Source organism: Sphaerimonospora mesophila (genome assembly GCF_001417795.1).
In the GTDB taxonomy this organism is placed as follows: Bacteria; Actinomycetota; Actinomycetes; order Streptosporangiales; family Streptosporangiaceae; genus Sphaerimonospora; species Sphaerimonospora mesophila.
In genome coordinates this window covers 109,446-128,750 of record NZ_BCBX01000039.1, presented here as the reverse complement: position 1 = coordinate 128,750, position 19,305 = coordinate 109,446, and the positions used below count along the sequence as shown (strand labels likewise).

The window sequence follows — 19,305 nt, the reverse complement described above, 5'->3', positions numbered from 1 at the left end:
GGCCGTCGTCAGGGAAAACCATCCGGTCCGGGTGTGAAACAGGTGTCCCTTACAGGGCAGGATGGACCCATGAGGGAAACCCGAGTCTCGGCCGCGGGCTTGCGCGAGGCCATCGACCGCAGCGGCTACTACCCGGACCTGGTCGCCGACGCCGTCGACACCGCGCTCGGCAGTGAGCAGGTCATGGCGTTCGTCGTGCATCACGAGGCCACGTTCGACCCGGCGATGGAGGTGCGCAGGCACGTGACGGTGCTGGTGCTGTCGCCCACCCGGCTCATCGTCTGTCACACCGACGAGCACCCGCCCGCCGAGGGCATGCCGGCCTCGCACGCCTCCACCACGACCGAGGCCGTACGGCTCAGCCGCATCCAGTCGGTCGCGGTGACGCGAGTGGTCCCCGATCCGGCGGCGTACGTGCCGGGGGTTCCTCCGGTCGAGGTGACGCTCACGATCGGCTGGGGCGCGATCTCCCATGTCGACCTCGAGCCCGCGACCTGCGGCGACGAGAACTGCGAGGCCGATCACGGCTACACCGGCGCGATCACCGCCGACGATCTGTCGCTCCGGGTGAGCGAGGCGGCCGACGGCCCGGAGGCGGTCGGTCACGTGCTCGCCTTCGCCAAGGCGCTGTCCGAGGCGACCGCCCGGGCCGCGTCCTGAGTCCAGCCCGGAGGCGATGTGATCGATCCCGACCCCGCCGGGCCGACCGTGCCCGAAAGCGCGCCGGAGGCCCCATCCGGCGCCGTTCCGTTCGTGCCGGCGTACGGCGAGGCGTCGCTGGCGGATCTCCCCGGATCCCTGCTCGCCTCGCTCGGCGTGCCGACCGGCAACACGCTGGGCCTCGGCCCGGCCCGCCGGGTGTGCCTCTTCCTCGTCGACGGCCTGGGGGCCGAGCTCCTGGCCGCGCACCCGGACGTGGCGCCCTTCCTGTCCGCGCATCTGCGGCGGACGCTCACCGCTGGCTTCCCGTCCTCGACTCCGACGAGCCTGGCCACGCTCGGCACCGGGGCGCCCCCGGGAGAGCACGGCATGGTGGGCATCCAGATGGCCGTGCCGGGGGAGGGCCGGCTGTTCAACTGCCTGCGCTGGACCGCGCCCGGCCTGACCATCGACCCCGAGGTGTGGCAGCCGGCCGAGACCGTCTACGAACGGATGGCGGCACTCGGCGTCGATCCCGTCTACGTGGCGCCCGCCCTGTTCGACGGCAGCGGCCTCACCCGTGCGGTCTACCGGGGAATGCGCTACTGGTCGGCGGAGACGGCGGACGAGCGGATCGAGGCGGTACGGCACGCGCTGCGGGAAAGCTCGTACGTCACGGTCTACTACGGCGACGTCGACCACATGGGGCATGTGAAGGGATGGGGCAGCCCCGAGTGGCTGGACCGGCTGGCGGTCGTCGACCGGATGGCCGAGGCCATCGCCGAGGCGCTGCCGCCGGGGTCGGCGCTGTACGTGACAGCGGACCACGGCATGATCAACGCCGGGGAGAAGGTCGACTTCGACCACCGGCCCGACCTTCGCGAAGGCGTGCTCATGCTCGGTGGCGACAGCCGGGCCCGGCACCTCTACACCGCGCCGGGTGCCGCCGAAGCCGTGCTGGAGACCTGGCGTGAGGCACTGCGTGGCCGGGCGTGGGTGGTCACGCGGGAGGAGGCGGTCGACCAGGGCTGGTTCGGCCGATCCGTCCGGGGCGAATGGCTCGGGCGGATCGGCGACGTGCTGGCCGTGCCGTACGGCGACTGCGTGATCGTCGCCTCCGAGGCGGAGCCGCTGGAGGCCGCCCTGATCGGCTGCCACGGCTCGCTCACTCCGGCGGAACAGAACGTGCCCCTGCTGGAGATCCGCCGATGACGGGCACGAAACGGCATGACGACCGCACGGAGGCGCCGATGAGCCCGAGTCCCGCGAGCCCGCTGATCCGGCCGGAGGAACTGGCCGCGCTCGAAGGCGACGTCACGATCCTCGACGTGCGATGGCGGCTCGGCGGCCCACCGGGGATCGAGTCCTACCGGGAGGGGCACATTCCGGGCGCCGTCTTCTGCGATCTCGACGCCGACCTCGCCGCCCCGCCCGGTCCTGAGGGACGGCATCCGCTGCCGCCCGCCGCCGCGTTCCAGTCCGCGATGCGCCGCCTCGGTGTGTCGGACGCCCGACCGGTGGTCGTCTACGACGACGCGGACTCGACCGCCGCGGCCAGGGCGTGGTGGACGCTGCGCTACTTCGGACACGGCGACGTGCGGGTGCTCGACGGCGGGATGCGCGCCTGGACCCAGGTGGGTCTCCCCGTGGCGGGGGACGCGGAAGCCGGGGAGCCGGGTGATTTCACCGCGAGGCCGGGCGGCATGCCCGTGCTCGACGCCGACCGGGCGGCCGAGCTGGCCACATGCGGGGTGCTGCTCGATGCCCGGGCCGCGGAGCGATACCGCGGCGAGGTCGAGCCCGTCGATCCGGTCGCCGGTCACATTCCGGGGGCCGTCAGCGCCCCCACGGCCCAGAACGTCGAGCCCGGCGGTCGGTTCCACGACAGGGAGTTCCTGCGGGAGCGGTTCAACGTGCTGGGCGTCGTCGAGGGCGTCCCGGTCGGCGCCTACTGCGGCTCCGGCGTGACCGCCGCCCACGAGGTGCTGGCGCTGGAGATCGCCGGGTTGCCGGCCGCGCTCTATGTCGGCTCGTGGTCCAACTGGGTGGCCGACCCCGCCCGGCCCGTCGCCACCGGCTAGGTAGGGCGGCGGCCGTACGGGTCGCCGAAGCAGACGAAGCCGCCGACGGCGGTCTTGGCCGCCGCGACGCCGAGGGCCTCGGCGGGGGAACGGCCCTCGGCCAGCACGGCGTGGAAGACCGTCATGAGCGTCAGGGCCTCGTCGTCCCGGACCGGCACCACGCCGGCGATCACGCAGGCGGCGCCCCGGTCGAGGAAGGTCCCGGCCAGACCCAGCGCGGCGCCGTCCACGGGGGCGTGGGCCATGCCGGCGTCGCACGCGGACAGCACGACGAGCCGCGGCACCCGATCGGCCCGCAGCAGGTCGTACGCCATGAGCGGCCCGTCGTCGAGCGTGAGGCGCGAGAGCATCGGGCTGCGCGGGGAGGACATCCCGTGCGCAGCGACATGCAGCACGTCGGCGCGTTCGAGCGCGGTGAGCACCTCCCGCCGCGTGGCGCCGACCCGCTCGGCGCCGGCATGGGTCATGACGACCATGTCCGCCTCGTCGCGGGCGTGCCGCAGCCCCGGCCCGGCGACCGCGAGCACCAGCGGCCTGCCCGCCCTCCCGCCCCCTATCGGACCCTCTTCTGCCGGACTCCCTCCCGACGGCCTCCAGGAGGTGGCGTCGGGGGCGACGGACACCGGTCGTCCGACCAGCGCGGGCAGCAGCGGCCAGGGGAGCGTGCACAGCGCGCCCGTGGGCACGATCACGACCGGGCCGCACGAAGCGCCAGGGCCGTCGACGGCGAACGAGCCGTCGAGGGCGACCCGGCCGTCGAAAGTGAACGGGCCGAGCAGCCGTTCGCCGAGCGCGGCGAGCTCACCGTCCATGATCTCCGAGACCGTGCCCTCGCGGTGGTCGGCCCTCTCGCCGCAGTGGCCGAGGTCGCGCAGGTTCCGCCGGCGCAGGCCGTACCGCACGCGCACCGTCGCCTCCACCGCCGACCGGTAGGAGCCGAGCGGCCGCAGCACGCACCGAGTGCCCCCGGCCCGTGCCCCGGCCGGCGCCGGGGCGAGGAGGACGCCCCACAGTTCGTCCCCGTTGCGCACCAGCTCGATCAGCGTTCCCGGACCGTTCTGCGGCGCTTGCCGTGGGCCGGACAACGCTCCGGGGCGTAACGGAGCGGGAACCGGCCTGCCCCGCACCAGCGCCCGCCAGCGTTCGGCCCAGTCCAGGACCGTCCACGCGTCCCCGGTCTCCAGCGCGAGATCCAGCCCGAACGCGGCGAGATCCTCGGCGGGGCGGACGGCGTACGCCCTGAGCTCCGCGTCGCGCCCGGCACTCCCCGCGGCGGCGAGGGCCTCCACACCCACGCGAGCCGATTCGAGGGCGCCGGGCAGGTCCCCGTCCAGTCGGCGGAGCATCGCCAGGGCATGCCACCTGACCATCGGCGGGGTGACGGTCTCGGTGAGGAGATCGAGCTGCGCCCGGGCGACGGCCCGATACCCGGCCGGCAGGGCGGCGCGGGCCGCCGTGAGCCGGAGCGCGGCAGCGGCGCCCGGTCGGCCGTGTCCGTCCAGGTCGGCCGCGCAGGCCAGGACGCGGGGCAGCAGAGACGCCACCTCCGCGTCCGTCGGCGGCTTGGCGAGGCGGGCGCGCAGCACCACCTCGGTGGCCAGCGGGGCCACGGCCGCCCTGCCCTGCGCCTGCAGCTCCGCCAGGGCGGTCCGCGCCGTCGCCGCGGCCTGTTCCGCTTCTCCGGCCAGCAACTGGGCCTGGGCGAGCAGCAGCCGCGCGTCCGGGATCGCCGCGCGGGCTCCGCAGGCCACCAGATCGGGGAGGGCCTGCTCGAGCAGCGCCCTGGCCTCTCCCGGCAGGTGGGCGGCCACCAGCGCCTCGGCGAAGTCGGCGCGCATCGCGGCCAGCCGCTCCGGATAGCCGGTCATGCCCGCCTCCGCCACCTCATAGCGTGCGAAGGCGGCCGCGATGTCGCCGCGCCGGGCCGCGACGAACGGCAGATTGCCCTCCGCGAGCATGGCGACGTGATCGAGGCCCGCCGCCCGGGCGATCCTCGCGCACTCCGACAGGTTCGTCTCGGCCGCGCCGTACTCCTCCAGATAGGTGAGGGCGACTCCTCGGTTGAGCAGCCCGCCCGACTGGAACCAGGGGTCGTCGCCGAGGCGGCTGACCGCCCGGTCGCAGTGGCGCACCGCCTCCCGATATCGGCCGAGCAGCGTCAGCGCGACCGAGCGTTGCACGTCCAGCCGGGCCGGGTCGGTCCCGGTGAGATGCCGCTCGGCCAGATCGGCGAGGCGCAGGCCGCCTTCGGGATCTCCGAGCAGTGCCCGGACCGCGACCAGGGACATCCGTGCCTGCGCCACCCGCACCGGAAACCGGCGTCCGGCCTCGATCGCCTCCCGCAGTCTCTCGTCGGCCAGCCGCAGGTCGCCGAGCTCCCGTGCGGCCAGCGCGGCGGCGCGCAGCGCGACGGACATGGCCTCGCCGTACGCCCAGGCGTCCGGGCCGACGGGTCCCCTGCCCACGGTCTCCATACCGGCCCCGGCCTTGGCGAGCATGGTCCCGGCTTCGGCCGGTACGGCCCTGGCCTCGGTCAGTACGGCCCGGGCCCGGACGAGTGCCAGGCGGGGGTCGGTCCCGGACAGCCGTACGGCCTCCTCGGCCCGGGCGACGAGGACGGCGGGCGATACCGAGATCATGGGCATCCCTGTTTCAGCGGCGTGAGCGGGCAGCGGGATGAGGGGAGCAGGGGCGTGAGCGGGTCAGGGGTTGCGGAGGTCAGGGGCGTACGTGCGTCCAGCGGGTGAACACGGGCGGGTGTCCGGGCCGGTGGCAGACCACGCTGATCCATCCGGCGGGCAGCCCGGTGACCACGAAACGGCCGCCCTCGGAGGGCACGCGGCTGTCGCTGACGTGCGGCGTCCGCACCTCGACCAGTGATCCGGCGCCGGGGGCGGGGGAGATCTGCCCGGCCACGTCCACCCGGCCGGCCGCGACGACCGGCTCGATGTCGATCGTGAGACCCGCGGCGGCGTACCGGTGGGCGTGCGGCCTCTCGTGGGGCTGCGCGGATCGGGCTCCTTCTCCGGCCGCCGTCGCGAGTGGGACGGCGGCGATACCGCCGGGCAGGTGAAGCGCGAACACGGACCGCGCGTCGGCCGAGACACGGTCGGGCACAGGATCGGTCCCGGCCGCGATCCGCAGCGCGGCCAGGAGATATTCGTCGGCCGGTGCCGTCACGAGGGTTCCTCCAGCAGGGCTCTGAGCCGGGACAGGCAACGGGCCCGGGTGGGGCCGATGCTGCCCACGGGCAGCTCCAGACGCAGGGCGATCTGGGCATAGCGGGCTTCCGGGTGCAGCGCGCAGAGGCGCAGCAGCGATCGGCACGGCTCGCCGAGCAGATCGAGCCGTCGCCACACCTGACGGCCGTAGTCGGCGTCGACCACGGCCGCCGCCGGGTCCGGCGCGCTGGGGTCGGGGACGTCGGCGACCTCGTCGGCGGGTCCCGATCCTGCCCGGGACCGGCTCAGCCGGGCCGCCTCGTGCCGGGTGGTGGTGATGAGCCAGGCTCCGATCCGATCGGGATCCCGGATGGCGCCGAGACCTTCGACCAGCCGCAGCCAGGCGCCCTGGACGGCGTCCGCCGCGTCCGCCGGGCTCAGCCCGAACGCCCGGGCGACCGCCCACATCCGTCCGTCGAACCGTGCGACGAGGTCGTCCCAGGCCACCCGGTCGAGCGGCGGCCCGGACGGTGGGCGGGGTGAGATGTCTGGGGGCATGCCTGGTCACAAAGAGTGTCGGAGTGTCACTGTGAGTGTTCGACACTCTAGCGATCTCACCGGACGCATACTCCGAGATCGGGGATTCGCCGGCCGCCGGAGAGCAGGAGCCGTACGGCCTGCGCGGGCGGCAGTTCGCGGCTCAGCCGGGCGACGGCCCCCGTGACCGTCGCACAGGCGAAGGAACTGCCGCTCCATGTGGCGTAACCGCGGAACTCCCCGAACTCCACGAAGCTGCTCGTCAGGCCGACGCCCTGGGCGCAGGCGTCGACCCACGGGCCGTACGCCGAGAAGGACGCCCTGGCGTCCCCGTCGAGCGCGCCCACGGCGACGACGCCGGGCAGGGCGGCCGGCCAGAAGGGGCGGGACCGCCCGGTGTTGCCGGCGCAGGCCACCACGGCGGGAAAGCCGGCCAGCGCCTCGGCCAGCCCCAGCGGCGGCCGGTCGTCGAAGGTGTAACCCCCGAAGGACAGGTTGAGAACGTCGACGCGCTCGGCGCCGAGCCGGGTGAGCGCGCGCAGCAGCGCGGCCTCGTCCGCGACGCCGTCGCTGTCCAGGAACCGCACCGGGCACAGCCCCGCCCCGGGGGCGCGCCGCAGGATCAGCCCGCAGACGAACGTGCCGTGTCCCGCCTGGTCGTCGAGACCGCCGTCCCCGTCGGCGTCCGGGGTGTCGGCGGCGTCGTCCCGATACCAGCGCGCCAGCCACGGATGGGGGACGATCCCGGTGTCCAGCACGGCGACCGTCACGCCGGAGGGCGGGCCCGGCTCGTACGGCACCGCCGGAGCGGGCGACGGCGCGCCCCGCGGGCCGCCGAAGAACAGCGGCTGCCCGGCGAGGACGTGGTTGGGCGAGGCCGGAAGCCCGCGGTCGCGCAACGTCGCGACGAGGTCGAGCACGTCGGCGTCCGGCGAGAGCCGGACGTGATGGACCACGCGCGCGTGATGGGCCGGGGAGTGGACGGGTGAGGCGTCGAGGGTCCATCGGGCGACCCTGGCCGGCGCGGTGGTGAGCAACTCGCCGGGCCGGATGAGAGCGGGCCTGTCCGGGAGGGGCTCCACCAAGCGCGCGCGCATCACGACACCCTTCCGATCTCCTGTTTACGGACCGTATCCTTCCCGTTCCATTACGTTTCCATGCGTCAATCGGTATGACCCTGCTCTGGTGTCGCGTTACGACGGACGGTAGTCTCTCCTACTAGTCATCCAATCGTGATCATCCCTTGTATGAGGCCGTTGGGGAAGGCGCACCTCATGCGATTTGGGAGGTCCGGTGGCTGCTGCTCGTGGCGTCCTGTACGTCCACTCGGCTCAGCCTGCGCTGTGCCCGCACATCGAGTGGGCCGTCGCAGGTGTTCTTGGCGTGCCCGTCGACCTGACGTGGACCCCTCAGCCCGCCGCGCCCGGGACCCTGCGGGCCCAGGCCGAGTGGGAGGGCCGTCCCGGTACGGCGGCGGCGGTCACGTCTTCTCTCATGGGCTGGCAGCGCATCCGCTTCGAGATCACCGAAGACGCCTCACCCGGCGTCGACGGGTCCAGACATGCCTACACGCCCACCCTGGGCGCCTTCACCGCCGTCGTCGGCGCGAACGGGGACATCCTGATCCCCGAGGACCGGCTGCGCAACGTGATGCTGATGGCCGCGCAGGGCCGGGTCGTCCTGGAGGAGGAGCTCGACCGCCTCCTCGGCAAGCAGTGGGACGAGGAGCTGGAGTCGTTCCGGTACGCGGGGGAGGGCGCACCGGTCCGCTGGCTGCACGCCGCCGTCTGAGCCGCCCCCTCCCGGGGCGCCGGCCCCGTCGGTCCCCTCGGTCCGGCGGGTCGCGAACACCTCGGGGCACGCCGCGAACGCGAAGAAGCGCCGATCCCGGAGGACCGGCGCTTCTCCCGTCGTTTTGACCTGGGACTTCTCAGAGCGGGATGTTGCCGTGGGCGCCGCGGGCCGGTGTGGCCTGCGCGAGGACCCTGGCGATGGCGCCGCGGGTCTTCGCCGGGTCGATCACCTCGTCCACGACCCCGAGGTCGACGGCCCGCTCGAGCCCGCCGGCGGCCTTCTCGTGCTCCTCGGCCAGCCGGGCCTCCAGCGCAGAGCGCTCCTCCTCCGGCGCGGCGGCCAGCTCGCGCCGCTTGAGGATGCGGACGGCCGCGACCGCGCCCATCACGGCCACCTCGATGTCGGGCCAGGCGAACACGCGGGTCGCGCCCAGCGCGCGGGAGTTCATCGCGATGTAGGCGCCGCCGTACGCCTTGCGGGTGATCAGCGTCACCCTCGGCACCGAGGCCTCGGCGAACGCGTGCAGCAGCTTCGCGCCGCGCCGTACGATGCCGTCGTGCTCCTGGCCGACCCCGGGGAGGTAGCCGGGGACGTCGACCACGACCACGAGCGGCACCCCGAAGGCATCGCACATCCGGACGAACCGGGCGGCCTTCTCCGCTGAGGTGGAGTCGAGGCAGCCGCCGAGGCGCAGCGGGTTGTTGGCGATGACCCCCACCGTGCGGCCGCCGAGGCGGCCCAGCGTGGTGACGATGTTCGGCGCCCACTTGGGGTGGAGCTCCACACCGGGCTCGTCCAGCAGCCCCTTCACGAGCGGGTGCACGTCGTAGGCACGGCGCCGGTTCTCCGGGAGCAGGCTGTTGAAGTCCACCTCGTCGACGTCGCCGCGCACCCGGCCCTGGTGACCGAGGAGGACGGCGAGCTGACGGGCCCTGAGCAGGGCCTCGCCCTCGCTCTTGGTGGTGACGTGGACGACCCCGCTGCGCTTGCTGTGCGGCTCGGGGCCGCCGAGCGAGGCCATGTCGGTCTCCTCGCCCGTCACGCTGCGCACGACGTCGGGCCCGGTCACGAAGATGCGGCCGTTGTCGGCGAGGATCACGATGTCGGTCAGGGCCGGGCCGTACGCGCCGCCGCCGGCCACCGGACCGACCACGACGGAGATCTGCGGGACGACGCCGGAGGCCTTGGTCATGGCGGTGAACACCCGCCCGACCGCGTGCAGGGACTCCACGCCCTCGGCCAGGCGCGCACCGCCCGAGTGCCAGACGCCGATGATGGGGACCCGCTCGCGTACGGCGACGTCGTAGGCGTGGACGATGTGCTCACAGCCCTCTGAGCCCATCGCGCCGCCCTGGAACCTGGCGTCGCTGCAGAACGCCACGACGGGGACGCCCTCGACCCGTCCGGACACGGCGAGCACGCCGCTCTTGTCCTCGGGGGAGATCAGCCGGATGGAGCCTTCGTCGAGGAGATGTCCCAGGCGTACGAGGGGGTCTCTGGGATCGACGGCCTCCGCGTCGGAGGCATCGTTCACCACCCGGTTGTCAAGCACGGTCATGTGGGACTCCTAGTCACACGGTGGTGAAGGCCACGGCGACGTTGTGTCCGCCGAACCCGAACGAATTGTTGATCGCGGCGAGCTGGTCGCCGTCGAGCTTTCGCGGCTCGCCGCGCACGAGGTCGACCTCGATGCCGTCCGCGGGATCGTCGAGATTGGCGATGGCCGGCACGATCCGTTCGTGCAGCGCGAGAATGGTGAAGATCGATTCGACGCCGCCCGCGCCGCCGAGGAGGTGGCCGGTCATCGACTTGGTCGCGGTGACGATCGCGTGGCCGCCGATGGCCTCCTTGATCGCACGGGCCTCGATCTCGTCGCCGAGCGGCGTCGAGGTGGCGTGGGCGTTGACGTGGACGACGTCCGCCGGGGCGATGTCCGCGTGCTTGAGCGCCGCCAGCATGGCGTTCTTGCCGCCCTGGCCGTCGGGGTCGAGGCCGGTGATGTGGTAGGCGTCGCTGGTGTAACCGACTCCCGCGGCCGCGGCGTAGATCCGGGCGCCGCGCACCCGGGCGTGCTCCTCCGACTCCAGCACCACGATGCCGGCGCCCTCACCGAGCACGAATCCGTCCCGGCCCTTGTCGAACGGGCGCGAGGCCCGTTCCGGTTCGTCGTTGCGTGTCGACATGGCGCGCGCCGCGGCGAACGACGCCAGGTTCAGGCCGTGGATGGCCGCCTCCGTGCCGCCCGCCACCACCATGTCCGCCCGGCCCGAGCGGATCATGTCGATGCCGTATCCGATGCACTCGGCGCCGGTGGCGCAGGCGCTCACCGCTGCGTGCGCCCCGGCCTTGGCGCCCAGCTCGATGCTGATCCAGCCGGCGGAGCCGTTCGGCATGAGCATGGGCACGGTGAACGGCGAGAGCCGGTTCCAGCCCTTCTCACGGTAGAGGTCGTAGGCGGACAGGATCGTCCCGATGCCGCCGATGCCGCTGCCGACCACGACGCCGAGCCGCTCCCCGTCGATCTCCGGGGCCCCCGCGTCCTGCCAGGCCTGCCTGGCGGCGATCAGCGCGAACTGCTCGGCGCGGTCGAGCCTCCTGGCCTCGGGCCGGGGAAGCACCTCGCCGGGGTCGACGGCCGCCACGCCGGCGAACTTCACCGGTACGGTGTCGACCCAGTCCTCGGTGAGCGTCCGGATGCCCGACCGCCCGTCGAGGAGCGCCGACCAGGTGGATGCGACATCTCCACCGAGAGGCGTCGTCGCGCCGAGCCCGGTGACGACGACACGTACCCGGTCCTTACTCACTTGTCCGCACTCCTCTGGTTGTTCTTCAGTGACCCGCCGTGGTCCGGGAACCCGGCGTTCAGGCCTGGATGAAGTTGATGACGTCCTTCACGGTCTTGAGGTGCTTGAGCTGGTCGTCGGGGATCTCGACGCCGAACTCGTCCTGCGCCGCGACGGCGATCTCGACCATGGAGAGCGAGTCGATGTCGAGGTCGTCGACGAAGCTCTTCTCCGGGGTGACCTCCGCCGCAGGGACGCCGGTGATCTCGTTGACGATCTTGCCGAGGCCGGCGAGGATTTCCTGCTCGGTCATTGCCATGGCGCGACTTCTCCTTGATTTTTCTGATTTTCCGATGTTCCGGAGCATTTTTCCGGATCTGTACGGCGGTCCGTACAGGTGTTGGAACACAACCTAAGGGATCTCGATCACCTGCGAGGCATAGGTGAGACCGGCGCCGAAGCCGAGCAGCAGTGCGAGGCCGCCCGAAGGCACCTCGCCGCGCTCGATCATGCGGGACAGCGCGAGCGGGATCGACGCGGCGGAGGTGTTGCCGGCGAGGACGATGTCCCGGGCGACGACCGCGTTGTCCGCGCCGAGCTTGCGGGCGATCGACTCGACGATCCGCAGGTTCGCCTGGTGGGGGACGAAGGCGGCCAACTCGGCCGGGTCGACTCCGGCCCGCTCGCACGCCAGCGCGGCCACCGGGTGCAGCGCGGTGGTGGCCCAGCGGAACACGGACTGGCCCTCCTGGTACAGGAAGGACCGCCGGTCCTGGATGGCGACCACGTCGGCCTTGTCGCCGGCGCTGCCCCAGGCGACGGGCCCGATGCCGGGCGTGTCGGACGGACCGACGACCGCGGCGCCCGCGCCGTCGGCGAAGATGACGGCGGTGGCCCGGTCGTCCCAGTCGACCCACTGGCTGAGCTTCTCCGAGCCGACGACCAGGACGTTGGTCGCGGAGCCGGCCCGGATCGCGTCACTGGCCGCGGCGAGCGCGTAGCAGAACCCGGCGCACGCCGCGTTCACGTCGAAAGCGCCGGGGGCCTGGATGCCGAGCCGGTGGGCGACCCGGCCGGCGGCGTTGGGGATCTGCGCCTCCAGCGTGCACGTGGCGACGATGACCAGGTCGATGTCGGCACTGGACAGGCCGCTCGCGGCCAGGGCCTTGCCGCCGGCCTGCACGGCGAGGTCGATCTCCGACTCGTTCGGTCCCGCGATGCGGCGCTCCTGGATCCCGACGCGGGTGCGGATCCAGTCGTCGGACGTGTCGATCCGCTTGGACAGAGCGTCGTTGGTCACGATCTCGGCGGGCTGGTAGCCACCGAACGCGAGCACCTTCGCGCCCGGAGCGCCTTGACTGATCCTCACTTGAGCACCTCTCGCGCCGTGTCCAGATTGTCAGGGTTCTTCAGGGCCACGGTCTTCACGCCGGGCAGGCCCCGCCGGGCCAGGCCGGTCAGCGTGCCGCCGGGCAGCAACTCGATCACCGTGGTGACGCCGCGCTCGGCCATCGCCGTCATGCAGGCGTCCCAACGGACCGGGCTGGCCACCTGGCCGACGAGCCGGTCGACGAACTCGGCTCCCGTGGCGACCGCCGCGCCGTCCGCGTTGGACAGCACGGTGATCTGCGGGTCGCGAGGGGTGAGGCCGGCGGCCGCGTCACGCAGGTGGTCGACGGCCGGGGCCATGTGCACGGTGTGGAAGGCACCGGCGACCGACAGCGGGCGCACCCGCGCACCCGCCGGCGGGGCGGCCTTGAATGCCTCGACCTGCGCCAGCGTGCCGCCCGCCACGATCTGGCCGGCGCCGTTGATGTTGGCGGCGGTGAGCCCGTGCGCGGCTATCGCGGCGAGGACCTCGTCCTCGGCCCCGCCCAGCACCGCGAGCATCCCGGTCTCGGCGACCGAGGCGGCCTTGGCCATCGCCCGGCCGCGCTCCCTCACCAGGCCCAGGGCCTCCTCCGGGGTCAGCACTCCGGCGATCGCCGCCGCCGCCAGCTCTCCCACGCTGTGGCCGGCGACGAGGTCGGGCCGCACCCCGAGTGCCTCGTAGGACGCCAGTGCGGCCGCCACGAGCAGGGGCTGCGCGACCGCGGTGTCACGGATCTCGTCGGCGTCGGCGGTCGTCCCGTACGAGACGAGGTCGAGCTCCACGATTTCGGACCAGGCGGACAGCCGGTCGCGGAATCCGGGGAGTTCGAGCCACGGAGTCAGGAAACCTGGAGTCTGGGCGCCTTGGCCCGGAGCGACGATGACGAGCACGTAGTCCACCCTGCCCTGTAGGAGTTCGCCACACCGATGGTGATCCGAACGAACTTTGCCGCGGGTAGTTTGTGTGGTCCCTACAGTTTCGGTGTCACCCAGGTTACGGCCGCCCGGAACCGCCCGCACATCCGCGCCGACCGTCTCAACCCACGGACAGGCGGCCGAGAATGAGCCCCACCTGGAGGGTGAACGCCGAGCGCCCCTCGGTGGGCTGGTAGCCGGTGAGCTCGGTGATCTTCCGCAGCCGATACCTGACCGTGTTGGGGTGGACGAACAGCAGCCGCGCCGTGGCCTCGAGCGAGGTCCCCTGCTCGAGGTAGGTGGCGAGCGTGTCGAGCAGCGGGGTTCCGGCGAGTGGCTTGTAGACGTTCTCCACGAGCTGGGCTCTGGCGTCCTCGTCCCCGTCGAGGGCCCGCTCGGCCAGCAGGTCCTCGGCGAGCACCGGCCGCGGCGCGTCCGGCCAGGCGGCGGCGGCGCGCAGGCCCGCGATGGCGGCCCGCGCCGAGCTGGCCGCCGCGTGCAGATCGGGGACCTCGGGGCCGATCACGATCGGTCCCGGGCCGAAACGGGGCACGACGAGGCGGGCGGCGTCCTTGATGCTGTCGGCCCCGCCCACGATCACGATGAGCCGGTCGCCCTGCACGCCCGCGAGGAGTTCGTGCCCGACCCGGCGGCCCTTGTCGCGCAGCCCGTCGATGATGCTCTGCGGGTCCTCGCCGGAGGTGTGGCCGGCGAAGACCACGACGGGCACGGACGTCCAGCCGAGCGCCGCGGCCCACGAGTGCAGGCCGTCGTCCACCTGACCGCGGACGAGCGCGTCGACGATGAGCGCCTCCAGCCTGGCATCCCAGGAGCCGCGCGCCTCGGCCTCCCTGGCGTACACCTGAGCGGCGGCGAACGCCACGTCACGGGTGTAGCGGAGCATCGCGTTGCGGAGCAGTTCCGCGCCGCCGGGCGCGGCCAGCTCCTCCACCTGGGCCTCCACCACCTCGACGACGATGCGGACCAGGTCGACGGTCTGCTGGAGCGACACGCTGCGCTTGAGCTCGCGCGGGGCGGTGCCGAAGAACTCGATGCTCGGCGTCGGCCGCCCCTCGCCGGCGTGGCCGAACCACTCCACGAACGCCGCGATGCCCGCCTGGGCCACCAGGCCGACCCACGATCTGTCCTCGGCCGACAGCGCGCGGTACCAGGCGAGCTGATCCTCCATGCGGGCCATCGCCGCCGTGCCCAGGCTGCCCATCGCGCGGTCGAGCCGCCGCGCCGTGTCTTCCCTGATCTTGTCGCCGATCCGGTCTGTGCCCCGCTCACTCACGCCCTCTAGCGTGCCAGGTCATCCCCTCGGCCGCGCTTTCCGCATCGCGCTTTTCCGTCAGCGCGGCCGAGCCGTACCGGGGTCAGATGACCGCCACGGCGGTGATGAGGCCGATCACGAAACGCGTCACCGACAGCAGGATCGCGGCCGGTTGCAGCGTGCTCTCGCGGACGAGCTCGGCCACGGAGAATCCGGCGATCTTGTCGAAGGCGAACATGCCGAGCGTCTGCGCGGCGATGCCGACCAGGCCGAACGCCAGGGTGACGAGCAGTCCCTCACGCAGCGCCCCGCCCGAGGACCAGATGGACGCGGCGACGATGAGGCCGACGCCGGCCATGCCCGAAGCGGCGATCAGGGTCGCGTTCGGGTTGCGGTCGTTGCGGATCACTTTGCTCAGCCGCCCGGGCGTGGCGAGGTCCACCACGTAGAACCCGGCGGCGAGCAGCAGCACCCCCAAAATCGCGTAGGCCATGATCGCCAGGGCGCCGTTGCCGAGCACCTCGGCGAGGGTGAGGGTGTCAGGGGTGTCGATTCTGTTCACGGAGAGCCTTACATCTGGATTCTGTGGGGGACGAACGAGGAGGTGTCGTCGGTGATCAGGCCGGAGGTCTCGCGGATGCCGAGCCCGGCGGACTCGTCGCCGACCATCCAGGCGCCGAGCACCGGATGCCAGCCGTCGAAGTCGGGGAGCGGCGCGAACTCCTGGTGGACGTAGCCCTCAGCGCCGTACCCGCCGTCGGTGCTCACCTCGACACCGGGCGCGACGATGCTCATGGACGCACCCTCACGGCCGAGCAGCGGCTTGCTGATGTAGCCCGGTCCGTCGGCCAGCTCGCGCGGGCCGTCGAGGTAGGCGGGAAGCAGGTTCGGATGCCCCGGGTACAACTCCCACAGGATCGCCAGCAGCGCCTTGTTGGACAGCAGCATCTTCCACAGGGGCTCGATCCAGGCCATCGAGGGCTGCAGGGCGAGGGCGTGCGACCCGAACGGCTCGGCGACGATCCACTCCCAGGGATACAGCTTGCACAGCGATCTGACGATGCGGTGCTCCATGTCCACGAAACGGTGGTTGAGCACGTCCCAGCCGATGTCCTCGACGGCGATGGCGACCGTGGCCAGGCCGGCCTGCTCGGCGGTCTCCTGGAGGTAGCCGATCGTCATCGCCTCCTCGCCGGTCTCGTCGGCGTTGGTCCACCCGAAGTGGACCGGGCCGGTCGGCAGCGCGAAGGACTTCCAGCGGTCGATCAGCCGCTCGTGCACGGAGTTCCACTGGTCGTCGTCGGGGTGTACGTCCCGCAACCAGAACCACTGCACGATCGAGCTCTCGACCAGGCTCGTCGGGGTGTCGGCGTTGTACTCCAGCAGCTTGACCGGCCCGGTCCCGTCGTAGTGCAGATCGAAGCGGCCGTACAGGTACGGGTCGCGCCGCCGCCACGACTCGGCGACGGCCGCGCGGCAGGCGGGTGGGATGGCGAGGTCGGCGAAGCGGTCTTCGGCGACGATGTGGTCGGCGGCGGCGAGGCACATCCGGTGCAGTTCCTCGACCTGGGCCTCCAGCTCCAGCACCTCGTCCATCGTGAACACGTAGTGGACGCTCTCGTCCCAGTACGGCCTGGCCAGGCCGTCCGGATGGGCGGACCGGTGGAAGGCGAGGCCCTGTGACTCGACGATGACCGGCCAGTCCTCGCGGGGCGGCGATGTCTGCCTGCGCATCCGGTCAGCCTCCGCGTCCGCCGACATGGAAGCCGAAGCCACCGCGCTGGATCACCCGGCCGGATCTGGTGGTGATCTGCGCGTCGGCCGGCTTTGCCGTGGTCCCGCCCCGGACCCGGCCTCCGTTGCGGCTGCCGCCGTAGTACCAGCGATAGGCGCCGTGGGAGCCGTGGTAGCGGTAGGAGGAATCGTCGCAGTGGTCGTCGTCGACGACGGCGTAGGACCCGTCGGGCAGGGGCCTGGACGTGTCGACGCAGTCGGCGTTGACCTTCTGGGTCCGCTGCGCCGTGCAGAAACCGACGACGAGGATCGAGAGCACCCCCACGGCGCCCAGCTTGACCACGGTGGACGACTTGGGGCCGCCCCCGGACGACTTCGGTTGAGGCGGTGGTGACGGGTGTGCCGGGGGGACGGCCATCAGGCTCCTGATATCGGATTGTCGAGAAAGGACACGGTCGGTTGGAAAAACGAGGACGACCGGCGAAGGGTTCCCTTTGAGGTGATGGGGGTGTGTCGGGTGAGTTAGGGGATTTAAGAGTGGTTTTACCGGGAAGGTCGACGTAGTTTCAAATCATGAAGCGCCGTGACGCACTGGTGGAGGAGCTCAGAAACGCCGGATGCCTGTCCGCCCGGCAGTTGGCGTCACGGCTCAGGGTCAGCAAGAGCACCGTGGTGCGGGATGTGGCGAGGCTCCGGGAGGCGGGCGTGCCCATCCGGCTCGGTCAGCCCGGATACGCGCTGGCCGGGCCCGAGATCGTGCGGCGGGAGATCGACCGTGCGCTGCTCGGACGGCGGGTGCTGCGGATCGAGTACCGCGGCGCCGACGGCGCGGTGACCTCCAGGGAGGTCGAGCCGAGCATCTGCCTGGGCGGCCGGGGCGGCCGCTGGTATCTGGTCGCATGGTGCAGGCTGCGCGACGACGTACGGGTCTTCCGGCTCGACCGGATCGTGTCGGCGGCCGTCACCGACGAGCGCCACCCGGAGCCCGATCAGGGCCCCCTGGAGACGCTCGCCGGGTTGACGGAGGGCTGAGCGGCCGATCCGGCCGGTGGGCGTCATGCGCCCGGCGGGCGCTGATCCAGCCGGCGGCGCAGTTCGGCGATCTCCTGTTCGAGGGCCGCCACCGACTGGGGCTGACCGGTCTGGGGCTGACCGGTCTGGGGATGGCCGGCCTGCGGGTGGCCAGGTTGTGAATAGCCAGGTTGTGAATGGCCGGGCTGTGGCTGGACGGGGTGGGGCATGGTCGGCGGCATCGCCTGCGGACTCCCCGGCTGCGGGTATCCGTACTGCTGACCGCCCGGCTGGAATCCCGTCTCCACGACCGGCGGCTGCCCGGCCTGCTGGGCCTGCTGGGGATGCTGAGGGTGGTGCCAGCTCTGGGCGGGAACGTTCGCCTGCTGCCATTCCTGCGCCGATGCGTACGCGGGCGCCTGGACGGGCGCGGCCCCCCGCGCGCTCCTGCGGCGGCGCAGCAGGAGCACCGCCACCACGACTCCCGTGACCACCACGAGGCCCCCGGCGCCGATCGCGATCCACACCCACAGCGGCTGGGGGGTCTCGTCCTTGCCCGACGAGATGGCCTGCTGGGAGTCGGTGATGTACTTCGCGACGTACGGATGGTTCGGGTGCAGCGCCTGGACCTCGCGGAACTTGGGCAGCGCGTTCTTGTAGTGCCGCAGGAAGAAGTCGTTCAGCGCCTCGTCGTACCTGATGCTGGTCAGCGACTGCGTCGGCTTGATGTTCTTCTCGTTCAGCTTCTCCTTGATGATCGAGACCGGCAGCACGAAGCTCTCGCTCTCCGAGGCCTCGCCGGTCTCGCTGACGGTTCCGGCGATCAGCATGCCGATCACCTTGCCGTCCCTGCTGAACACCGGTCCGCCCGAGTTGCCTTGATAGGACGGCGCCTGCGTCTGGATGTACGGCACGCCCTCGTGCGTGGTCCGCTTCGCGTTGTACGGACCCTCGGTCAGCGCGGGTTCGAGCTTCGACTCCAGGCTGAAGAACGGCGTGTTCGTCACCAGGCCGGGGAACCCGCTGATGTAGAGCGTGCTGCCGGTCGTCACGTCGGAGTCTTCACCGAGTGGGACCGTCGGGAGGTTCTGCTGGCCGTTGACCTTGAGCAGGGCGAAGTCCTTGCCCGGATAGCTCTCGCCCACCGACACGAGCTCGGCCGGAACCGGCTTGGCCGTCTTGTCCACACCGCCGCCCGGCAGGCTCTGCACCACAGAGAGGTCCCTGCTCAGGCCCTGGATCTTCAGGTGGCCGGTGTTGAAGTTCACGTAGACCTGCTGGGCGAGCTGGATCAGCTCGGCGTCCGCCTCGATGCCGCGCAGGCCCGTGATGATCTCCTTGGCGTCCTGCTCGTTGAGCTCGGCCAGGGCCTGCTGGGCGAACGCGTTCGTGAGCTGCTGGTCGGACAGCTCGACGCAGTGCGCGCCGGTGACCATGTAGCCGTCCGGGGTCACCCACCAGCCGGTGCACAGCCCGCCGACCTCGGCCTTGACCGTACGCTGCGGGCCCGTCGGCTTGAGATAGCGATTGACGTCGGCGGCCATCCGCTGGAACAGGTACTTGGCGATGCTGCGCTCGTCCGAGGAGATCTTGCCGTCGATCACGGCGGCGGTGGCCTGCTGCACCAGCTGGTTGAACGGCCCCTCCTTGATCGTGCCGGTCGGGACGACGACCTGGCCCGAGTAGGTCAGGGTGGTGAGCTGCACCGCCGGATGGGTGCGCGCGGCCAGGCGTGTCCCGACCGAGACGTCGTCGCCCGCATCCGCGGACGCCGGAGCCGCGGTCGACGCCGCCAGGGCGACCGCGGCGGCGATCAGCATCCCGCGTATGCGGTGTTTCGTGGATGTTCCGTTCACACGGGCAATGGTGCGCTTGGCCTCTTGTCTGCCACTTGGAGGTGACTTGGGACGTTCCAGTGCGTCTCGGAACGTTCCTCATTGAAATGCCTCACGGCGAGCGGGACACGTGGAGGGTGTGAGACAGAGACGCGCCGCCGTGGCGTACCG

At 72.0% G+C, this 19,305-nt stretch carries 19 protein-coding genes; 5 read left to right on the top strand and 14 right to left on the bottom strand.

Annotation, left to right across the window (positions count from 1 at the left end; genetic code table 11):
- The first annotated feature begins 69 nt into the window (after positions 1-69).
- From AP234_RS20975 to AP234_RS20965, 3 genes are read left to right on the top strand one after another with little or no spacing between them, the layout of a single operon-like run.
- Entirely contained in the window at positions 70-660 is a 591-nt protein-coding gene (locus tag AP234_RS20975; protein ID WP_055481386.1) for a DUF5998 family protein, read from the top strand.
- A 21-nt stretch (positions 661-681) separates the two neighbouring features.
- The gene (locus AP234_RS20970; protein ID WP_235558305.1) at positions 682-1,851 is read left to right on the top strand and encodes a nucleotide pyrophosphatase/phosphodiesterase family protein; all 1,170 of its coding nucleotides are present in this window, start codon (positions 682-684) and stop codon (positions 1,849-1,851) included.
- Positions 1,852-1,889: 38 nt separating this feature from the next.
- Complete coding sequence (locus AP234_RS20965; protein WP_055481500.1) at positions 1,890-2,720, top strand: sulfurtransferase; 831 nt, start codon at positions 1,890-1,892, stop codon at positions 2,718-2,720.
- Here AP234_RS20965 and AP234_RS20960 read toward each other — a convergent pair.
- The 4 genes from AP234_RS20960 to AP234_RS20945 all read right to left on the bottom strand — a co-directional run bounded on the left by AP234_RS20960 (position 2,717) and on the right by AP234_RS20945 (position 7,515).
- Complete coding sequence (locus AP234_RS20960; RefSeq protein ID WP_152990543.1) at positions 2,717-5,359, bottom strand: CHAT domain-containing protein; 2,643 nt, start codon at positions 5,357-5,359, stop codon at positions 2,717-2,719. The genes AP234_RS20965 and AP234_RS20960 overlap by 4 nt on opposite strands.
- 79 nt (positions 5,360-5,438) lie before the next feature.
- On the bottom strand, positions 5,439-5,900 hold the full coding sequence (locus AP234_RS20955) for a hypothetical protein (RefSeq protein ID WP_055481384.1): 462 nt from the start codon (positions 5,898-5,900) through the stop codon (positions 5,439-5,441).
- Entirely contained in the window at positions 5,897-6,439 is a 543-nt protein-coding gene (locus AP234_RS20950; protein ID WP_055481383.1) for an RNA polymerase sigma factor, read from the bottom strand. The genes AP234_RS20955 and AP234_RS20950 overlap by 4 nt, the downstream gene beginning before the upstream one ends.
- A gap of 56 nt (positions 6,440-6,495) precedes the next feature.
- A complete protein-coding gene (locus tag AP234_RS20945) occupies positions 6,496-7,515 on the bottom strand; it encodes a S8 family peptidase (RefSeq protein WP_055481382.1) in 1,020 nt (339 codons plus the stop codon).
- Positions 7,516-7,711: 196 nt separating this feature from the next.
- Between AP234_RS20945 and AP234_RS20940 the strand changes: the two genes are divergently transcribed.
- On the top strand, positions 7,712-8,209 hold the full coding sequence (locus tag AP234_RS20940; RefSeq protein ID WP_055481381.1) for a DUF3145 domain-containing protein: 498 nt from the start codon (positions 7,712-7,714) through the stop codon (positions 8,207-8,209).
- Between the two features lie 139 nt (positions 8,210-8,348).
- On the opposite strand, the gene AP234_RS20935 is transcribed toward AP234_RS20940, so the two are convergent.
- The 9 genes from AP234_RS20935 to AP234_RS20895 form a co-directional block, all read right to left on the bottom strand.
- Positions 8,349-9,770 carry a carboxyl transferase domain-containing protein gene (locus AP234_RS20935; RefSeq protein ID WP_055481380.1) on the bottom strand — a complete coding sequence of 474 codons (1,422 nt, stop codon included), beginning with the start codon at positions 9,768-9,770 and terminating at the stop codon, positions 8,349-8,351.
- Positions 9,771-9,783: 13 nt separating this feature from the next.
- Positions 9,784-11,016 carry a beta-ketoacyl-ACP synthase II gene (gene fabF / locus AP234_RS20930; protein WP_055481379.1) on the bottom strand — a complete coding sequence of 411 codons (1,233 nt, stop codon included), beginning with the start codon at positions 11,014-11,016 and terminating at the stop codon, positions 9,784-9,786.
- Positions 11,017-11,074: 58 nt separating this feature from the next.
- Positions 11,075-11,314: an acyl carrier protein gene (locus AP234_RS20925; protein ID WP_055481378.1), complete on the bottom strand. Its 240-nt coding sequence runs from the start codon at positions 11,312-11,314 to the stop codon at positions 11,075-11,077.
- A gap of 93 nt (positions 11,315-11,407) precedes the next feature.
- Positions 11,408-12,364, bottom strand: a complete 957-nt coding sequence (locus AP234_RS20920) for a beta-ketoacyl-ACP synthase III (RefSeq protein WP_055481377.1) — start codon at positions 12,362-12,364, stop codon at positions 11,408-11,410.
- Positions 12,361-13,257: an ACP S-malonyltransferase gene (locus AP234_RS20915; RefSeq protein ID WP_055481499.1), complete on the bottom strand. Its 897-nt coding sequence runs from the start codon at positions 13,255-13,257 to the stop codon at positions 12,361-12,363. Before AP234_RS20915 ends, AP234_RS20920 begins: the two co-directional genes overlap by 4 nt.
- A 145-nt stretch (positions 13,258-13,402) precedes the next feature.
- A complete protein-coding gene (locus AP234_RS20910) occupies positions 13,403-14,503 on the bottom strand; it encodes a PucR family transcriptional regulator (RefSeq protein WP_055481498.1) in 1,101 nt (366 codons plus the stop codon).
- A 154-nt stretch (positions 14,504-14,657) separates the two neighbouring features.
- Positions 14,658-15,116, bottom strand: a complete 459-nt coding sequence (locus tag AP234_RS20905; protein WP_235558288.1) for a DUF350 domain-containing protein — start codon at positions 15,114-15,116, stop codon at positions 14,658-14,660.
- Positions 15,117-15,124: 8 nt separating this feature from the next.
- A complete protein-coding gene (locus tag AP234_RS20900; protein ID WP_055481496.1) occupies positions 15,125-16,288 on the bottom strand; it encodes a glutathionylspermidine synthase family protein in 1,164 nt (387 codons plus the stop codon).
- Positions 16,289-16,292: 4 nt separating this feature from the next.
- A complete protein-coding gene (locus tag AP234_RS20895) occupies positions 16,293-16,706 on the bottom strand; it encodes a hypothetical protein (protein WP_055481376.1) in 414 nt (137 codons plus the stop codon).
- Between the two features lie 155 nt (positions 16,707-16,861).
- On the opposite strand from AP234_RS20895, the gene AP234_RS20890 reads away from it, so the two are divergent.
- On the top strand, positions 16,862-17,320 hold the full coding sequence (locus tag AP234_RS20890) for a WYL domain-containing protein (RefSeq protein ID WP_055481375.1): 459 nt from the start codon (positions 16,862-16,864) through the stop codon (positions 17,318-17,320).
- A gap of 23 nt (positions 17,321-17,343) precedes the next feature.
- On the opposite strand, the gene AP234_RS20885 is transcribed toward AP234_RS20890, so the two are convergent.
- Complete coding sequence (locus AP234_RS20885) at positions 17,344-19,155, bottom strand: S1 family peptidase (protein WP_235558287.1); 1,812 nt, start codon at positions 19,153-19,155, stop codon at positions 17,344-17,346.
- Positions 19,156-19,305 lie beyond the last annotated feature (150 nt).

Bases quoted from the DNA above. Each gene is read 5' to 3' on its own strand.
- AP234_RS20975 (WP_055481386.1), top strand. From the start codon at position 70: ATGAGGGAAACCCGAGTCTCGGCCGCGGGCTTGCGCGAGGCCATCGAC.
- AP234_RS20965 (WP_055481500.1), top strand. From the start codon at position 1,890: ATGAGCCCGAGTCCCGCGAGCCCGCTGATCCGGCCGGAGGAACTGGCC.
- AP234_RS20960 (WP_152990543.1), bottom strand. From the start codon at position 5,359: ATGATCTCGGTATCGCCCGCCGTCCTCGTCGCCCGGGCCGAGGAGGCC.
- AP234_RS20950 (WP_055481383.1), bottom strand. From the start codon at position 6,439: ATGCCCCCAGACATCTCACCCCGCCCACCGTCCGGGCCGCCGCTCGAC.
- AP234_RS20945 (WP_055481382.1), bottom strand. From the start codon at position 7,515: ATGCGCGCGCGCTTGGTGGAGCCCCTCCCGGACAGGCCCGCTCTCATC.
- AP234_RS20935 (WP_055481380.1), bottom strand. From the start codon at position 9,770: ATGACCGTGCTTGACAACCGGGTGGTGAACGATGCCTCCGACGCGGAG.
- AP234_RS20925 (WP_055481378.1), bottom strand. From the start codon at position 11,314: ATGGCAATGACCGAGCAGGAAATCCTCGCCGGCCTCGGCAAGATCGTC.
- AP234_RS20910 (WP_055481498.1), bottom strand. From the start codon at position 14,503: ATGGGCAGCCTGGGCACGGCGGCGATGGCCCGCATGGAGGATCAGCTC.
- AP234_RS20900 (WP_055481496.1), bottom strand. From the start codon at position 16,288: ATGCGCAGGCAGACATCGCCGCCCCGCGAGGACTGGCCGGTCATCGTC.
- AP234_RS20895 (WP_055481376.1), bottom strand. From the start codon at position 16,706: ATGGCCGTCCCCCCGGCACACCCGTCACCACCGCCTCAACCGAAGTCG.
- AP234_RS20890 (WP_055481375.1), top strand. From the start codon at position 16,862: ATGAAGCGCCGTGACGCACTGGTGGAGGAGCTCAGAAACGCCGGATGC.